Source organism: Mesorhizobium sp. P2_A8, from assembly GCF_056404935.1.
The window spans coordinates 367,777-384,050 of record NZ_JBFUDB010000001.1 but is presented as its reverse complement, the minus strand read 5'-3'; the positions used below and the strand labels follow the sequence as shown (position 1 = coordinate 384,050).

Annotated in this window: 18 protein-coding genes; 11 read left to right on the top strand and 7 right to left on the bottom strand. The window is 64.2% G+C overall.

Going from position 1 to position 16,274, the window contains the following annotated elements; all coding sequences use genetic code 11:
- Positions 1-141: 141 nt before the first annotated feature.
- Positions 142-1,086: a glutathione synthase gene (gene gshB, locus AC1D10_RS01840; RefSeq protein ID WP_477268599.1), complete on the bottom strand. Its 945-nt coding sequence runs from the start codon at positions 1,084-1,086 to the stop codon at positions 142-144.
- A 248-nt stretch (positions 1,087-1,334) separates the two neighbouring features.
- On the opposite strand from gshB, the gene AC1D10_RS01835 reads away from it, so the two are divergent.
- From AC1D10_RS01835 to AC1D10_RS01790, 10 genes are all read left to right on the top strand, one after another.
- Positions 1,335-2,606, top strand: coding sequence for a glycosyltransferase family 2 protein (locus AC1D10_RS01835; protein WP_477268597.1), 1,272 nt, complete (start codon positions 1,335-1,337; stop codon positions 2,604-2,606).
- The gene (locus AC1D10_RS01830) at positions 2,603-3,001 is read left to right on the top strand and encodes a GtrA family protein (RefSeq protein ID WP_477268595.1); all 399 of its coding nucleotides are present in this window, start codon (positions 2,603-2,605) and stop codon (positions 2,999-3,001) included. Before AC1D10_RS01835 ends, AC1D10_RS01830 begins: the two co-directional genes overlap by 4 nt.
- Before the next feature lie 101 nt (positions 3,002-3,102).
- The gene (locus AC1D10_RS01825; RefSeq protein ID WP_477268593.1) at positions 3,103-4,902 is read left to right on the top strand and encodes a GtrA family protein; all 1,800 of its coding nucleotides are present in this window, start codon (positions 3,103-3,105) and stop codon (positions 4,900-4,902) included.
- 148 nt (positions 4,903-5,050) lie between these two features.
- A complete protein-coding gene (locus AC1D10_RS01820) occupies positions 5,051-6,400 on the top strand; it encodes a putative bifunctional diguanylate cyclase/phosphodiesterase (protein WP_379093946.1) in 1,350 nt (449 codons plus the stop codon).
- Between the two features lie 166 nt (positions 6,401-6,566).
- Positions 6,567-7,334: an SDR family NAD(P)-dependent oxidoreductase gene (locus AC1D10_RS01815; RefSeq protein ID WP_477268590.1), complete on the top strand. Its 768-nt coding sequence runs from the start codon at positions 6,567-6,569 to the stop codon at positions 7,332-7,334.
- Positions 7,331-8,275: a 2-dehydro-3-deoxygalactonokinase gene (locus AC1D10_RS01810; protein ID WP_477268588.1), complete on the top strand. Its 945-nt coding sequence runs from the start codon at positions 7,331-7,333 to the stop codon at positions 8,273-8,275. Before AC1D10_RS01815 ends, AC1D10_RS01810 begins: the two co-directional genes overlap by 4 nt.
- A complete protein-coding gene (locus tag AC1D10_RS01805; protein ID WP_477268586.1) occupies positions 8,272-8,910 on the top strand; it encodes a 2-dehydro-3-deoxy-6-phosphogalactonate aldolase in 639 nt (212 codons plus the stop codon). Before AC1D10_RS01810 ends, AC1D10_RS01805 begins: the two co-directional genes overlap by 4 nt.
- Complete coding sequence (locus AC1D10_RS01800) at positions 8,910-9,791, top strand: SMP-30/gluconolactonase/LRE family protein (RefSeq protein WP_477268584.1); 882 nt, start codon at positions 8,910-8,912, stop codon at positions 9,789-9,791. Before AC1D10_RS01805 ends, AC1D10_RS01800 begins: the two co-directional genes overlap by 1 nt.
- Before the next feature lie 121 nt (positions 9,792-9,912).
- Complete coding sequence (locus AC1D10_RS01795) at positions 9,913-10,986, top strand: D-alanine--D-alanine ligase family protein (protein ID WP_477268582.1); 1,074 nt, start codon at positions 9,913-9,915, stop codon at positions 10,984-10,986.
- A gap of 87 nt (positions 10,987-11,073) precedes the next feature.
- Positions 11,074-12,354: a low temperature requirement protein A gene (locus AC1D10_RS01790; protein WP_477268580.1), complete on the top strand. Its 1,281-nt coding sequence runs from the start codon at positions 11,074-11,076 to the stop codon at positions 12,352-12,354.
- Positions 12,355-12,393: 39 nt separating this feature from the next.
- Here the strand turns inward: AC1D10_RS01790 and AC1D10_RS01785 are convergent, their stop codons facing one another.
- The 4 genes from AC1D10_RS01785 to AC1D10_RS01770 form a co-directional block, all read right to left on the bottom strand.
- Entirely contained in the window at positions 12,394-12,810 is a 417-nt protein-coding gene (locus AC1D10_RS01785; RefSeq protein WP_477268578.1) for a GFA family protein, read from the bottom strand.
- Between the two features lie 19 nt (positions 12,811-12,829).
- Positions 12,830-13,294 carry an SRPBCC family protein gene (locus tag AC1D10_RS01780; RefSeq protein ID WP_477268576.1) on the bottom strand — a complete coding sequence of 155 codons (465 nt, stop codon included), beginning with the start codon at positions 13,292-13,294 and terminating at the stop codon, positions 12,830-12,832.
- Positions 13,291-13,611, bottom strand: a complete 321-nt coding sequence (locus AC1D10_RS01775; RefSeq protein ID WP_135899705.1) for an ArsR/SmtB family transcription factor — start codon at positions 13,609-13,611, stop codon at positions 13,291-13,293. Before AC1D10_RS01775 ends, AC1D10_RS01780 begins: the two co-directional genes overlap by 4 nt.
- Positions 13,612-13,785: 174 nt before the next feature.
- On the bottom strand, positions 13,786-14,331 hold the full coding sequence (locus AC1D10_RS01770; protein ID WP_477268573.1) for an autotransporter: 546 nt from the start codon (positions 14,329-14,331) through the stop codon (positions 13,786-13,788).
- Positions 14,332-14,486: 155 nt separating this feature from the next.
- Between AC1D10_RS01770 and AC1D10_RS01765 the strand changes: the two genes are divergently transcribed.
- Positions 14,487-15,233: a GntR family transcriptional regulator gene (locus AC1D10_RS01765; protein ID WP_477268571.1), complete on the top strand. Its 747-nt coding sequence runs from the start codon at positions 14,487-14,489 to the stop codon at positions 15,231-15,233.
- Between the two features lie 10 nt (positions 15,234-15,243).
- Here the strand turns inward: AC1D10_RS01765 and AC1D10_RS01760 are convergent, their stop codons facing one another.
- Entirely contained in the window at positions 15,244-15,531 is a 288-nt protein-coding gene (locus tag AC1D10_RS01760) for a DUF1330 domain-containing protein (protein ID WP_477268569.1), read from the bottom strand.
- A gap of 18 nt (positions 15,532-15,549) precedes the next feature.
- Complete coding sequence (pyrF, locus tag AC1D10_RS01755) at positions 15,550-16,263, bottom strand: orotidine-5'-phosphate decarboxylase (RefSeq protein WP_477269806.1); 714 nt, start codon at positions 16,261-16,263, stop codon at positions 15,550-15,552.
- Positions 16,264-16,274: the final 11 nt, after the last annotated feature.

The following is a 16,274-nucleotide window of genomic DNA, read 5'->3' as shown; positions in this document are numbered from 1 at the left end:
TACCTAATCCGTTTTGGTTTGTCAACGATATAATCGCCCGGTCAAATCAAGAACATTACAGGAACATGCAGTCGCGCCGGTCGCGGCCGGGTTGTGCCTGGTTGAAAAGGCGGAACATGGTTAAGACAAAATGAAAACGGACTAGGTCCGCCGCTTGTCCTCGACCGCGTCCCAGAACAGGCTGGCAATGTCGGCGCCGCCAAAACGCCTGACTTCGCGCACGCCGGTCGGCGAGGTCACGTTGATCTCGGTCATGTAGTCGCCGATGACGTCGATGCCGACGAGGATGAAGCCGCGTTCCTTCAGCGCCGGCCCGATGCGGGCGCAAATCTCGCGCTCACGCTCCGTCAGCTCTGTCTTTTCGGCGCGGCCGCCGACATGCATGTTGGAGCGTGAATCGTGCTCGGCGGGCACCCGGTTGATGGCGCCGACCGGTTCGCCATCAATCAGGATGATACGCTTGTCGCCCTTGCGCACATCCTTCAGGTAGCGCTGCACGATATAGGGCTCGCGGAACATCTGGCCGAACATTTCCAGGAGCGAGGCGAGGTTGCGGTCGGCCTCCAGCAGATGGAAGATGCCGGCGCCGCCATTGCCGTAGAGCGGCTTGATGATGATGTCGCCGAACTCCTTGCGGAAGGCGGCAACCTCGAGCGGATCCTTGGTGATCAGCGTGTCCGGCATCAGGTCGGAGAACTCGGTGACGAAGATCTTTTCCGGGCTGTTGCGCACCCAGGCCGGGTCGTTGACCACCAGCGTCTTCGGATGGATGCGCTCCAGGATATGCGTGGTGGTGATGTAGTTCATGTCGAAGGGCGGGTCCTGGCGCAGCAGGACGACATCCATTTCCGAAAGGTCCGTGCGCACCTTTTCGCCGAGCGAGTAATGGCTGCCCTTCTCGTCGCGCACCTGCATCTCCTCGATGCGGGCAAACACCTTGCCGTCGCGCAGCGACAGCCGGTCGGGCGTATAGTGGAACAGCTGATGGCCGCGCCGCTGCGCTTCCAGCGACAGCGCGAACGAGGTGTCGCCGGCGATCGACACCGTGGAGATATGGTCCATCTGGACGGCGATCTTCAGCTTCATGGCAAGTCTCCGGCGGCTCGGATGGGCGACTGTCTTGCCTGTACAGGCTCATTGCCCGTCTGCCAATCGCGACATTTTGAAGTTGGCATCAGCGATCCGCAAACGCGGGGGAGGCCCTGACCGTTCTGGTCATTTGGAGACAAGGCGAGGCTGTGCGTCATCGTTTTCTTAAGCCTTGCCGTGCAAGGGTAAGCTCCGAATGCGCCCGGCCGAACTGACGCAGCCGGCACTCGATGGAACAACGACCAATGAACGCCGTCACCGCCATCCGCGCCACCGCAACCAAACAGCTCGAACTCACCATCCTGATGCCATGCCTCAACGAGGCCGAGACGCTGGCCATCTGCATCGGCAAGGCCAGGGCCTTCCTCGACCAGGCGGGCATCTCCGGCGAGGTGCTGATATCAGACAATGGCAGCACCGACGGATCGCAGGCGATTGCCGAGGAGAGCGGCGCCCGTGTCGTCCCGGTTGCACAGAAGGGCTATGGCGCAGCCCTTCTGGGCGGCATCGCCGCCGCCAAGGGCCGCTTCATCATCATGGGCGATGCCGACGACAGCTATGATTTCGGCGCGCTGGAAGCGTTCGTTGCGCGGCTGCGCGATGGCGCCGACCTGGTCATGGGCAATCGCTTCCAGGGCGGCATCGAAGCCGGCGCCATGCCGCCGCTGCATCGCTATCTCGGCAACCCGGTGCTGAGCTTTGTCGGCCGCCTGTTCTTCCGTATCAAGACCGGTGATTTCCACTGCGGCCTACGCGGCTTCAACGCCGACAGCATCAGGAAGCTCGACCTGCAGACGACAGGCATGGAATTCGCCAGCGAGATGGTGGTGCGCGGCGCCCTTGCCGGCCTGCGCATCGAGGAAGTCCCGACCAAACTCAAGCCCGACGGCCGCAGCCGGCCGCCGCATCTCAGGACCTGGCGCGACGGCTGGCGGCATCTGAAATTCCTGCTCGTCTACAATCCGCGCTGGATGTTCTTCATCCCGGGCACGGTGCTCGGCGGCCTTGGCATCGTGTTCGCGGCGCTGCTGGTGTTCGGGCCGCTGCGCGTGATCAACAATCTGTCGCTCGACCTCAACACCTTCGTTGCCGCCTGTTTCATGGTCGTCACCGGCGTCCAGCTCATCACCTTCGGTGCCATTTCGCGCTACTATGCCGAGATAACCGGAATCCTGCCGCGCAGCAGCCGGTCCGACTGGCTGACCAGAACCATCAGCACAGACCGTCTCGCCGCCAATGCCGGCATCTGCTTTGCCGGCGGCGTGCTGTTCTTCGGCTATGCCGTGGCACGCTGGGCGCATCTCGGCTTCGGCCCGCTGAACGATTCCGAAATCCCGCGCATCGTCGTGCTGGGCCTCAGCCTGATGGTCATTTCACTCCAGGCCTTCTTCTCCGCCTTCCTGCTCGGTGTCCTGGAAATACCCGTCAAGCGACTGAAAGCCGGCCAAGCCGGTCGTTCCAATGAATCGCCGGCCAGTGAATCGCCGGCTAACCAACCATCGGCGCGCGACGCATGAGCGAAGCACTGCCGGCCTTTGCCCAGACGCGCCTGTTCCGCTTCCTGACGGTCGGCGTCGGCGCCGCATTGTTGCTTTTCGTCCTGTCATGGCTGCTGGTATCGCTGGGCTTCTCGCCCTTCATCGGCAGTGTCGTCGCCTATGCGATCACCTTCCTGGTCGCCTACAGCGCGCAGCGCGGCTGGACATTCGGCGGCCAGCACGATCATGCCAGCGCCATGCCGCGCTATCTCGCGCTGCAGCTCGGATGCGCGCTGTTTTCGGGCCTGGTGTCGCACCTGGCGGTCACCCGGTTCGGCATGTCGGCGCTTGCCATGTCGGCGCTGATGACGGTTGCCGCAAGCACGGTGAGCTACATTCTGTCGTCCCTATGGGTGTTTCCGGCGCGCGATTAGCTGGATCGCGGGCGGCTTTACGCTTTGTGAAGCGGCCTGCGTTAGCCTGCGCTGATAGACATTGGCTGAAAGCCCATCCCATGCCCACCGCACATACCGCGATGCTTTCCAAAGATGGGGCACGCGCCTCCTGGCGAGCGGACCTCATTCTGGCGCTGCTTGCCACGCTCGGCTTCCTTGCCGTCAACGCCTGGGCCGGGTTCCCGGCGCTGACCAATGCCGGCGGCGACAATGACGATCTGCTGCGGCTGGTCGAGGTGCGCGACCTGCTGGCCGGCCAGGGCTGGTTCGACCTGCATCAATACCGGATGGGCCTGGACGGCGGCTTCGTCATGCATTGGTCGCGGCTGGTCGATGCGCCGATCGCCGCCATCGTGTTCGCCGTATCGAGCCTGACCGGCAGCACCACGCTTGCCGAGGACATCGCGCAGGTGGCGTGGCCGGCACTGCTCTTCGGCCTGACCATGGTCTTCATCATTCGTGCCGCACGCAGCTTTGCCGGCGATGGCGCGGTGCTGCCCGCCGTCATCGTCGGCGCGGCGGCATTGTATTTCATCGGCATCTTCGCGCCGGGCGCGCTCGATCATCACAATGTCCAGCTGATGCTGACCGTTGCCAGCCTGAGTTTCCTGCTCGAAGCGCCTGTGCACCGGCCGGCGGCATTGCTTGCTGGCCTGTGCGCCGCGCTGACCTTGGCCGTCGGCATGGAAACTGCCCCCTACGTCGCCAGCATCGGCGTCGGCGTGGCGGCGCTGTTTGCCTTTGATGCAGCCGGCGAAAGGGGGATCGCCAGGGATTTCGGCCTTGGCTTTGCCGGCGTATCGGCTCTTGTCTTCGTCGCCACCATCCCGATCTCGGCCTGGAGCCAGGCACAATGCGATGCCTTCTCGACGGCACAGTTCGTCGTGGCGGCCCTTACCGGAACCGGCCTTGCGGCGATCGCCTCGATCGAAGCGGTCGGCCTCTCGCGCGGACGGCGTCTGCTGTCGCTTGGCGTGCTTGCCCTCGTGCTCGGCGCGGTCCTCCTTCTGCTGTTCCCGCAATGCCTCTCCTCTCCCTATGCCGGGCTTGATCCGCGGCTGCAGACGCTATGGCTCGATCATATCGAGGAGGCGCAGTCGCTGTTCCAGCTGGTCGCCCACGATCCCGCCGAGGTGGCGGCGCGCTATGCCACGCCGCTGGTGGCGATCGTGCTGATGGCGCAGCGCTTCGTCCGTGGCGGCTGGCGGCGGCAGGACAGTCTAGTTGCCGTGCTGCTGGTCGTGGCGTTCGTGGTCAGCGCCTGGCAAGTGCGCGGCTCGACCTTCTCGATCGCCTTCGCGGTGATCCCTCTTTCGGCCTGGATCGCCAAATGGCGGCGGCGGGCCGAAACCAGCCCGTCGCGCAGCTCGGCGCTGCGCATGGCCGCGGCCTGGCTCATCTCGGTGAACTCGATCTGGTCAGGTGCCGCCCAGGCGGCGTCGGCGGCGCTCGCAACCGGTGCAAAGATCGCCAGCGACGCTGGCGTCGACCCGGCCTGCCAGGCCAAGGCCAGCTTTGCCGCACTCGGCAGGCTGCCGGATACCACCGTGCTCGCTGTTTCCAATCTCGGATCGCCGATCCTGATTTACTCCGGACATCGCGTGTTCGCCGGGCCCTACCACCGCAACGTCGCCGGAAACCTGCTCGCGCTCGACGCTTTCCTCGGGTCCGATGCGCAAGCCAGGTCGATCGTCGGGGAGCATCACGTCGGTCTTGTCGCGCTCTGCCGCGGCAACCCCGAAAGCCAGCTTCTCGCCTTCACCGCGCCGGGCGGTTTTCTCGCCGGGCTGATGCGCGGCGACGTACCGGAATGGCTGGAGCCGATCGCGGACACACGTGGCGCCTCGCTCGAACTCTATCGCGTCCGGCCCAACGGCTGAGGATCTGCGTGAAGGCCTGACGCGCGTGGCGTCAACCCTGCTGAAAGCAATGCCTTTTACCCGCGAATAATCGATTTGGGGATACGTTTCCTAAAGGGTTTGCTGCCAGTCTGAGACTAAATTCCGACGTCACAAAACAGGGACACCGATGCAAACTTCGTTTGGCACCGGACAGGCAAACAGAGAGAGCACGGATCTGGCATTCACCGATCCGTTGACCGGGCTTGGCAACCATCGCCGCTTCTTCGACAAGGTCGATCGCCTGATCAGCGACCGTGCCGACGACCCGGCGCCGTTCACCGTCGGCATTCTCGATCTGGACGGCTTCAAGCCGATCAACGACCTGTTCGGGCACAAGGCCGGTGACGATATCCTGATCCAGGTCGCGATGCGGCTGCGCGCCTCGATGGACGGCTATTCCACGGTCTGCCGCATCGGCGCCGACGAATTCGCCTTTCTCTATCCGATGGTGTTCAGCGAGGACGCTGCGGCCGACAAGTCCCGCATGCTGATCGAGATTCTTTCGGCGCCCTATGATGTCGGCGAACGCACCGCCAGGCTTTCGGCCTCGGTCGGCTGCTCGCTGTTTTATTCGGGCGACGAGACCACCGAGATCCTGGTCAACAAGGCAGAGACGGCGCTCTACCACGCCAAGCGTTCCGGCCGTGGCCGCGTCGTCGTCTACACTCGCGAGATGGAAGAGGCGGCCAAGCGCGTCACCCGCATCGAACAGGCGCTGCGCCGCGCTGTCTCGGCCGGCGAGGTGGAGCCGCATTTCCAGCCCATCGTCGACCTCAACACGCGCCGCACCATCGGCTTCGAGACGCTGGCACGCTGGACCGATCGGGACCTCGGCTCCGTGCCGCCAACGGTGTTCATTCCCATCGCCGAGGAGCGCGGCATCATCGGCCCGCTGTCGCAGCTGGTGCTGCGCAAGGCGACCGAAGCGGCCAGAAGCTGGCCGAAGGACCTGTTCCTGTCGTTCAACCTGTCGCCCTCGCAGCTCGTCGACCAGAACACCGGCCTGCACATACTGGCAATTCTCGACCGCACCGGCTTCGATCCGCGCCGACTGGAGATCGAGATCACCGAGACCGGCCTGATGAACGATCCTGCCTCGGCCGAGAAGATCGTCGAGGATCTGCGCCGCGTCGGCATCCGCGTTTCGCTCGACGATTTCGGCACCGGCCAATCCTCGCTCGGCCGCTTGCGCGAGTTCCATTTCGACAAGCTCAAGATCGATCGCGCCTTCGTCTCTTCCATTCTCGACGACCGCCCGTCCGAACACATCATCCGCGCCATTCTCGCCATGTGCGAGGGGCTCGGCATGGACGTGGTCGCCGAAGGCATCGAGCAGGAGGCGCAGGCCGACCGCCTGGTCCAGTTCGGCTGCGCCGGCGGGCAGGGCTATCTGTTCGGCAAGCCCGTCGATGCCGATGCCACGCTCGGCTACCTCCGCGATTCCTTCCGCGGCGCCTTGCACGCCAAGGCGGTCTGACCGCCAATTTCGAAGAGGTCCACAATCCCGATGATGCCGCCCTGCGCATCCGGTGCGGCGCATTGTCGTTTTGTCTGACATAAGCCCGCAAATCCGCCTTTTCGCCCTTGCCCGCAGGACTTCTCTGGCTAGGATGCGCGCCGGTCATGCTGGGAGAGAACAGATTATGATGCCTTCGGCGCATTTTGCCGACCTCGAAGGAGCCTCGGTGCTGATCACTGGCGGCGGCTCCGGAATTGGCGCGGCGCTGACCGAGGGTTTTGTGCGCCAGGGCGCCCATGTCGCCTTCATCGACATCGCCGATGGCCCAAGCATCGCCCTTGCCGACCGCATCGAGAAGGCGTTCGGCCGCCGGCCGCTGTATCTCAAGACCGACCTGCGCGACGTCGAAGCCCTGCGTGCGTCCGCCGCCAGGGCGGCCGACACACATGGCGATGTCACCGTGCTGATCAACAACGCGGCGTGGGACGAACGCCACGCCGTGGAAGACGTGACAGTGGAGTTCTGGGACAACAACCAGGCGGTCAATCTGCGGCCGCATTTCTTCACCGCACAAGCGGTAGCGCCGGGCATGAAGCGGTCCGGCGGCGGCTCGATCATCAACTTCACCTCGACGTCCTATCTGATCAATCACCCCGACATGCCGGCCTACACTGCCGCCAAGGCCGGCATCCTCGGCCTGACCAAGGGGCTGGCCGGCAAGCTCGGCGTTGATGGCATCCGCGTCAACGCCGTAGCACCCGGCTGGGTGATCACCGAGCGGCAGAAAGAGCTCTGGGTGACCGAACAGGCGCTGGCCGCCCATGTCGCCAAGCAGTGCATCAAGCAGGTGATGCAACCGGACGACATCGTCGGCACGGTGCTGTTCCTGGCCTCGGACGCATCGCGCATGCTGACCGCGCAGATGCTGATCGTCGATGGAGGTTTCCTGTGAGCGAAGCGCCGGCGGTAGCGGCCGTGGACTGGGGCACGACCCGCATGCGGGTCTGGCTGATCGATAAGGGCGGCAAGGTTGTTGCCGAACGGCGTGGCGATGACGGCCTCATCACCGCTCAGCAGAAAGGCTTTTCGAGCATCCTCGAAGGGCATCTGGCGGCGATGGCCGCGCCGGAGGCGCTGCCCGTCATCATCTGCGGCATGGCCGGCTCGCGCCAGGGCTGGCTCGAGGCGCCCTATGTCACCGTGCCGGCGCCGCTTAGTGCCATCCTGGCAGGTGCCGCCCGGGTGCCCGGCCAGGACCGCGACATCCGCATCGTGCCGGGCCTTGCCCAACGGCTGGCCGATGCGCCCGACGTCATGCGGGGCGAGGAAACCCAGCTTGCCGGCGCCGGCCTGCCGGCCAACGGACGCCAGCTGGTCTGTATGCCAGGCACCCATTCGAAATGGGTGCTGGTCGAGGACGGCGCTGTTGCCGGCTTTGGCACCTGGCCGACCGGCGAGCTGTTCTCGGTGCTTGCCGCGCACTCGATCCTGCGCCATTCGCTTGGCGAACACCCCAAGCCGGTCACCTCGGACAATCCATTCTTCCGCCGCTGGTGCGAAACGGCATTGACTGAGGACGGCGATGTCACCTCGCGGCTGTTTTCCATCCGCGCCGCCGGCCTGCTGCAGGATCTGCAAGCGGACGATGCCGCCGCCTGCCTGTCCGGCCTGCTGATCGGTGGCGAGATTGCCTCGGCCAGCCGCCGCCATGGCGCCGGTGCGGAACCCGTCGTGCTGGTCGCGTCCGGCGCGCTTGCAGCACTCTACCAAGTCGCACTCGGCCTTGCCGGGCTTAAGGTCCGCACCGTCGATGCCGACGAGGCGGTGCGTGCCGGTCTCGTCGAAGCCGCGCGCGAGAACGGCATGATCGCCAGAACCGGAGCAGCCCTATGAGCCAGACCGCACCTTTTCCCAAGCTCAAGCGAGGACTGGTCGCCATCCTGCGCGGCCTCAAGCCGGCCGAGGCGATCGCGATCGGCCAGGCGCTGTTCGACGCCGGCATCGAGGCGATCGAAGTGCCGCTCAACTCACCGGAGCCCTTTACGTCGATCGCCCGGATCGTCGAGGTGCTGCCGAAAACAGCGCTCGTCGGCGCCGGCACGGTGCTGACAGCAACCGATGTCGATGGCTTGCACAAGGCCGGCGGGAGACTGCTGGTCAGCCCCAACATCGATGCCGAGGTGATGGCGCGTGCGATGCAGTACGGCCTGGTGACGATGCCCGGCGTGTTCACGCCCACCGAGGCTTTCCAGGCGATCCGGCTCGGCGCCTCGGCGTTGAAATTCTTCCCGGCGAGCGTGCTCGGTGCGGTAGGCATTTCCGCGATCCGGGCTGTGTTGCCGGCGCAGACATTGGTCGGCGCTGTCGGCGGTGTCTCGGAAAAGGACTTTGCCGGCTACAAGGCTGTCGGGGTGACGGTGTTTGGTCTTGGCTCCAGCCTGTTCAAGCCGGGCATGAGCGTCGACGAGGTGGCAGTGCGCGCGCACGCCGCCGTCACGGCCTGGGACGCGGTGTTCGGAGAAGCATGATGAGCGAAGCGGCCGTTTCGGTTTTTTCCGATCATATCTGCCAGCTCGGCGAAGGGCCGAGCTACGATCACGCCACCGATGCGCTGTTCTGGTTCGACATCGTCAACGGCCAGCTTCTGGAAAAGCCCGTGGCCGGCGGCGCCCTGAAAATCCACGAGCTTGGCCAGATGGCAAGCGCCATCGCCATCATCGACGACCAGCGCCAGCTGATCGCCACCGAGACCGGCCTCCATGTCCGCGATGTCGCGACCGGCACCATGACGCTGCACACGCCTATCGAGGCCGACAATCCAGCCACCCGGTCCAACGATTCCCGTGTCCATCCCTGTGGTGCGCTGTGGACGGGCACGATGGGCAAGGCGGAGGAAAAGGGGGCCGGTTCGATCTACTGGTTTTTCAAAGGCGAACTGCGCCGCCTGTTTTCGGACATCACCGTGTCGAACTCGATCTGCTTTTCGCCGGATGGCGCGCTCGCCTACTACACCGACACCTCGACCGGACTGTTGATGCGGGTCGACTGTGACCCGGCGACCGGCCTGCCTTCCGGCGAGCCGAAAATCTTCGTCGATCACCGTTCGGCCAAGGGTTATATCGACGGCTCGGTGCTCGACCGTGACGGCGTGCTGTGGAATGCCGTCTGGGGCGGCAAGGTGCTCAAGGCCTACGCCCCTGACGGCACGCTGCTGCGGTCTGTCGCCATGCCGGTGACGCAGCCATCCTGTCCGGCCTTTGTTGGCAAGAACGCCGACCGGCTGGCAGTGACGTCCGCCTGGAAGGGGAAAGACGACAAGCAGCGCCAGCTCGATCCGCAGGCGGGCATGACCTTCCTGCTCGACATCAAGGTCAACGGCCGTTTCGAGCCGCGCGTGCTGATCGCGTGATTGAACCGCGATCGGCCGGTTCGCTGTCACGCAACCGTCCGACCCGGTCGGTTTCGCGAGAGCCGATTGCCCTCGCCGTGCGATGGTAGGCGATCCAACCGCTGGAAAGCCGTGCCAAGTCATGACGAGCCAAAAGCCAAAACTGATCCTCGTCCATGAGCCGGAAAAAGCCTGCTTCGACCGTCTGGTCGCCGACGGCCATGCACCGGAGCGTGCCGCCGAAATCGCTTCCTATCTGGCGCAGTCGACCGATCTCGCCCCCGAATTCGACGCGCTTGCCGCCGCCTCCCAGGCACGCGGCCTGTCGTTCACGGCACTGGCGCTCGACGATGCGGCAAGCGTGCTCGCCGGCGAGCATCCCGGCACGGCACTGGTCTGGACGCTGACCGACGGCATTGCCTATTTCCGCGGCGGCGCCGCACCCGCTTTGGCGAGGCTGGGCGGGCTCAAAACGATCGGCGCCGACGATGCGCTGTTCGCGCTCTGCCAGGATAAGTTCCGCTCCGGGGCGGTGCTTGGCGCGCTCGGCCTGCGGGTGCCGCCGGCCGGTCTTGCCCGCGATGGCAGATGGCTGGTCGAACCGCCAGCGTCTGCCGCCGGCTGGTTCGTCAAGCCCAACCGGCTTGGCGCCAAGATCGGCATCTGGGCGGATTCGCGCACCAGCGATCTCGGCCATGCCCTGGAGCTCAGCCGCCGCGTGTTTGCGGCCTATCGCGATGACGTCGTCGTCCAACCCTATGTCGCCGGCCGCAACGTGCGCGCCAGTTTCCTCGGCCTGGTGCAGGGCGCTGGCGTCGAAGCGCTTGGCGTCGCCTTTGTCGATTCGGGCGGCGATTTCCAGACCATGGCGGACAGCTTGGCGCTCTACGGCGACACTGGCGAGGCGGCGAAGGCGGCGGGACATTATGCCGAACCGGAGCTCGTTGCGGTCGCCGACAGCCAGCCGGTCGCCGACGCCAGGATTCGCGCGATCGCCGAGCGGCTGATGAGCGGGCTCGGCCTGCGCGACGTATTCTCCATCGATCTCCGGGTCGAGGCGGATGACACGGTCCATCTCATAGAGTTCGAAGTCTGCCCCGGCCTGCCCTGCTTCGACTTTCGCGCCTATTGCCGCCAGCAATGGGGTCTGGAGCTTGCCGACGCCATGGCAGAGGCCGCGGCGAGCCGGCTGGTTGGCCCAAACCATCGTATTTGAACGGCGCGGCAGCTCCGGTTGTGCGCCTTGACGCGTCCTGCCTTGCGTCTAGTGTCGGCTCACGACCCTCAAGCCGAAGGCCGCGCGATGACCACCACGCCCGTCAACCCCGAAGCCCTTCATCATCATGTCAGGCGCATGGCCGGGCGCGATCCGCATGAGGTGCATCGTGTCGCGACGCCGCTCGAGCTTCTGTTCGACCTGACCTTCGTGACCGCGTTCAGCTTCGCCTCGTCCCAGCTCGCCCATGCGCTGGCCGAGGGCCACTACGCTGCCGCCTTGCTCGGCTTCGCTTTCGCCAGCTTCTCCATCTGCTGGGCCTGGATCAATTTCTCCTGGTTCTCCTCGGCCTATGACACAGACGACTGGATCTTCCGCCTCGTCACCATGGTACAGATGATCGGCGTGCTGGTGCTGGCGATCGGCCTGCCACGCATGTTCGCCTCGATCGAGCACGGCGAGCACCTCAACAATTCGGTGATGGTGCTTGGCTATGTAATCATGCGGGTGGCGATGGTCTTCCAGTGGCTGCGCGCTGCCCGGCAGGACCCCGCCCGGCGCCGCGCCTGCCTGACCTACGCCACCGCCATCGCGGTCGCCCAGATCGGCTGGTTGGTGCAGATCGTCGTGGATTTCCCAGTCGGCACCAGCATCATACTCGCCTGCATTCTCGGGCTCATCGAACTGGCGGGGCCAGTGATCGCCGAACGCAAGGATGGCGGCACGCCCTGGCATGCGCACCACGTGACCGAACGCTACAGCCTGTTCGCCATCATCGCCCTGGGCGAGGGGGTCGTCGGCACGCTGGCGACCCTGTCGGCCGTGGTCGAGGAGCAGGGCTGGACCGTGGATGCGGCACTGGTCTGCGTCGCTGGTACCGGGCTCACCTTCGGCATGTGGTGGGTCTACTATATGCTGCCCTCAGCCCCGATCCTGCATGCGCACCGCAACCGATCATTCATCTGGGGCTACGGGCAGATGCTGATTGTCGCTGCCATTGTCGCGACGGGCGCCGGGCTGCATGTCGCGGCCTATTTCATCGAGCACAAGGCGCATATCGGCCCGGTTGCAACGTTGCTTACCACCGCCGTTCCCGTCGCTTTTTTCCTGGCGGCGATCTATGCGCTCTACACGTATCTTGTTCAGCGCTTCGACCCGTTCCACATCTGGCTGCTGCTCGCCACCGCGGCTGTGGTGGCGCTTGCCGTCCTCGCAGCACTTGCCGGCGTCGACATGGCGGTCTGCCTGATCATTCTGATGCTGGCGCCGGCCGTCTCCATCGTCGGCTACGAAATGCTCGGGCACCATCATCAGGCGGAAGCGCTGGCGGGCGTCGAACACTCGACACGACAAGAAGCGAACCGCTAGTTCGGATCATATCGGCCGGTTTGCGACTGCCCAGCAGAGCTATCCATGCGGCATTCGCTCGAATGCCTGCAACGAGGAATCAATCGTGTCCCAGGCATGGCCGCCGACCGTGTAGGTGACTACCTGTGGATTGAAATCGCCGGGGTCGTCGAGGCTGGTCGCGTGGACCGCAATCAGTTCCGGCATGGCGGCGAATGTCAGGTAGACCGGTGCTCCGCAGGTCGGGCAGAAGGCATGGATTTTTTCGTTGCCGCTGGCGCCTTTCACACGCCAGGTGCTCACCTCACCGGTGATTTTCATGTCGGCGCGCCGGCCGAAGGTCAGATAGGATCCATGGCCGGTGCCCGCGCGCTTCTGGCAATCGAGGCATTGGCAGTGGTTCTGGAAGATGGGCTCACCGCTTGTTTCATAGCGGATCGCGCCGCACGCACAGCCGCCGATATAGCGCTTGGTCATTGTCGTTCTCCCACTGGGGTCAGGCTGATTTCGGCTTGGCGAAAAGGTCGATGCCGCTGCCGGTTTCGAGGAAGGATTTCATGCTAGACAGCACGGCCGGCCATCCTTGGCTGATGCCTTTCGCCATGCCGCTGCCAGCTTCGAGTTCGTCATGGGTGACGGTCAGCCGCACCATGGTGTCGTATTCCTCGATGCCGAACGTCACCCGGCTGTATTGTGACGGATCGCCGGCCTGCGAGGCGTTCGCCCAGGTCATGACGAGACGGGTCGGCGGCGAGATCTCGACGACCTTGCCGACGAGTTCGACGGTCCGCTCGTCATTGGCGCGGATATGTTCCCACTTCGATCCCGGCTTCCAGTCGGAGACGTTCTCGTGGCCCCAGTAGCGCTTCGCGATGTCAGGCCTGATTATGGCCTCGAACACTTTTTGCGGCGTCGATCTGATGTAGGTCACGTAGACAAAGCTGGTCGTTTCTCGGGTCATTGGTCGTCTCCTTCGAGTTCTTGCTTCAGGTCGTGCAGCAGGCTCAGCCGCTGGCGTTCGAATTTCCGCACCCACCGCTCGTAGACTTCGTGCAGCGGCACAGGGTTGATGAAATGCAGCTTTTCCCGGCCGCGCTTGACCGTGCTCACCAGATTGGCCGCCTCCAGCAGGTCGATGTGCTGGGTGGCGGATTGCCGGGCCATGTCCAGGTTTTCGCAGAGCTGACCGAGCGTCTGCCCGTTCTTCTCACACAGAAGGTCAAGCAGCCTCCTGCGTGTCGGGTCGCCCAGTGCCTTGAAAACCTTGTCGGCGTCCATCAGCCTCACTCGTCCGCTTGTAAGGCTACAATATGCAGGTATTTACCTGCATGTCAACGGCAGCAATTCCAGGAAAGTGTGAAACGGTTTTCCCGGGAAAAGCGCGTAGCGCTTTCCCTGGGGAATTGCGTCAAACAAAGAGATACCGGCGCCGTGGCGATCAGCTGGCAAAGGCTACTCGGGCTGAATGGGCCGTGCGCCGGCCATGTAGCGGTCGTTGTCGAACGGCTCCGCATGGCTGTCGGCCAGACTCCACAGCTGGCGGCTGGTGCCTGGCAGATCACCCAGGTAAACGTGAAGCGCTCCCGAGCGGCCATTGCCCGTATTCGCAACCGAGTGAATTGTATCGGGGGACATGTGCGTCACCGCCGGTGCCACGAAATCCTGCCGTTCTGGAGTGTCAATTTCGTCGCCGGTGGCCGGGTAGATGAAATTTGTCTCGCTGCCCCTGTAGATGCCGATCAAGGCATCCATCAGGTGGTTGTGCGGCGGATACTGCACGCCGGGAGAGAGCGTGATGTGATAGATCGTCAGGTTGGGGCTCGCATGCAGGAGCAACTCATCGTCTTCCTCCTCGTGAACGAGCCTGCCGAGCGAATGGAAACGGTTTGTATAGAAGCTCAGCACGGCCTTGACCTCATCGAAGGGATCGGGGTCTGCCGCCGCGTTGACGATATCCGTGATGGCAGGGTACAGAGGGGAGTCGGCGGATAGGGGCATTCCACGGTTCCTGTCTGGGATGCTCAGTTGAGGTATCTAGGACGATCAACGCTAGCCAATGCCGATGCCGACGTCAATCGGGGCATCATCCCGAAAAGGGGAATCCGGTTTTCTCGGACAAACGGTTTGCAGGAATAAATGGATAGTGCGAAATCATGAAATCGACAAAAGCCACGCCATCGAAGTCGCCCGATACCACGGTCGGGACGACGGCACTGTCGACGGCGGACGTCCTGCGCAGCGAGCAGGCATACGAGCAGTTGAAGAGCGACATCGTCGCCTGCGTCCTGTCGCCCGGCGAAGCCTTGACGGAGAAGCAGATCGAGGCCCGCTACGCGATCAAGAAGGCGACGATCCGCTCAGCCCTGGCCCGCCTCATGCAGGAAGGGCTGGTCAGGAGCGAGCCGCGTCGCGGTTATATCATCACCACGTTGACCTTGCGCGACGTCGGCGAGATCTTCGACGTCCGCAGCCTGATCGAACCGGAAGTGTTCAGGTTTGCCGCCCCAGGCATCACCGAGCGGGGGCTGGATGACATCAGGCTGGCCGCAAGAAAGGTGCTGAAACCCGAAACGCTGCGCAGCCATGTTGCGTTCCTAGCGGCCGACCGTGGCTTTCGTCTGGCGATTGCCGAACTGTCCGGGAACCTGCGGCTGGCACAGCTCCTCAGTCAGATTCTCGATCAGTCGGAGCGCGCGCTGCATCTCGGCTTCAAGTCACGCGATTTCACCCAACTGATCATCGAACAGCAGAAGCAATTGCTGCAAGCCTGCGAGAAGAGCGACGTTCCCGGCATTGTCAAACTTGCCCGCTCGCACTGCCTCGCCCTCAAGCACCAGCTGATCGGAGCCCTGCTTGGCGGGGCGAAGCTGAGGGAAGTGAACCTTCAGGACTTCGTCTGACGCGGCGATTTCAGATGCCTTCGACCAGCACGATCTCGCCGTCGGCGACCTTCTGGCGGATGGCGACGGCGCGCTGGTATTCCGGCGAGTGGTAGCAGTCATGCGCCGCGGCGAGCGATTCGAATTCGATGACGACGTTGCGGGCGCGCCCGACACCCTCGGCCAGCTCATGCGCACCGCCGCGCGCCAGGAATTTCGCGCCGAAGCGCTCGAAGGCAGGCTTGGCAGCGGCAACGTAGTCCTTGTAGCCTTCGGTGTCGTGCACATCGACACGAGCGATCCAGTATCCCTTGGGCATTCTTTTTCTCCCTGGTCCTTACGCCGAGCGCATTTCGGCGATGATCGCTTCGGCCGCTTCTCGCCTGTCGGCCACCGCGACGATCGGTCGGCCGACAACGAGGTGGCTGGCACCGTTGCGGATTGCTTGCCCCGGCGTCACCACGCGCTTCTGGTCGCCATGGTCGCTGCCGGCCGGCCGGATGCCGGGCGTCACCACCGCCATGTTGGGCCCGACGATGCGGCGCACCGCTTCGGCTTCCGCGGCCGAGCAGACGATGCCGCCCATGCCGGCATGCAGCGCCTGTTCCGAGCGTCTCAGCACCAGCGTATGCGGGTCATATTCATAGCCGACGTCGATCATGTCCTGCTCGTCCATTGAGGTCAGCACGCTGACGGCAAGCAGGCAAAGCTCGCTGGCCCTGGCCGCTTCCACCGCTGCCCGCATCGCCTTGGGATATGCATGGATGGTCAGCATGGTCACGCCCATCTTGACGATGTTCTCGACGCCCTTGGCCACCGTGTGGTCGATGTCGAGCAGCTTCATGTCGAGGAAGATCTTCGTCCCGCCGCTGGCCAGTTCCCTGGCGAAGTCGAGCCCGCCGGCGAAGGCCAGCTGATAGCCGATCTTGTAGAAGGAGACGACGCCGTCGAGTTCGCGCACTGCCTTCTCGGCCTCCTGCACCGTCGGCACGTCGAGGCCGACGATCAGTCTTTCCTGGATGGATTGGGCCTGTATCGATTGGGGCTGCATGGATTTGGTCC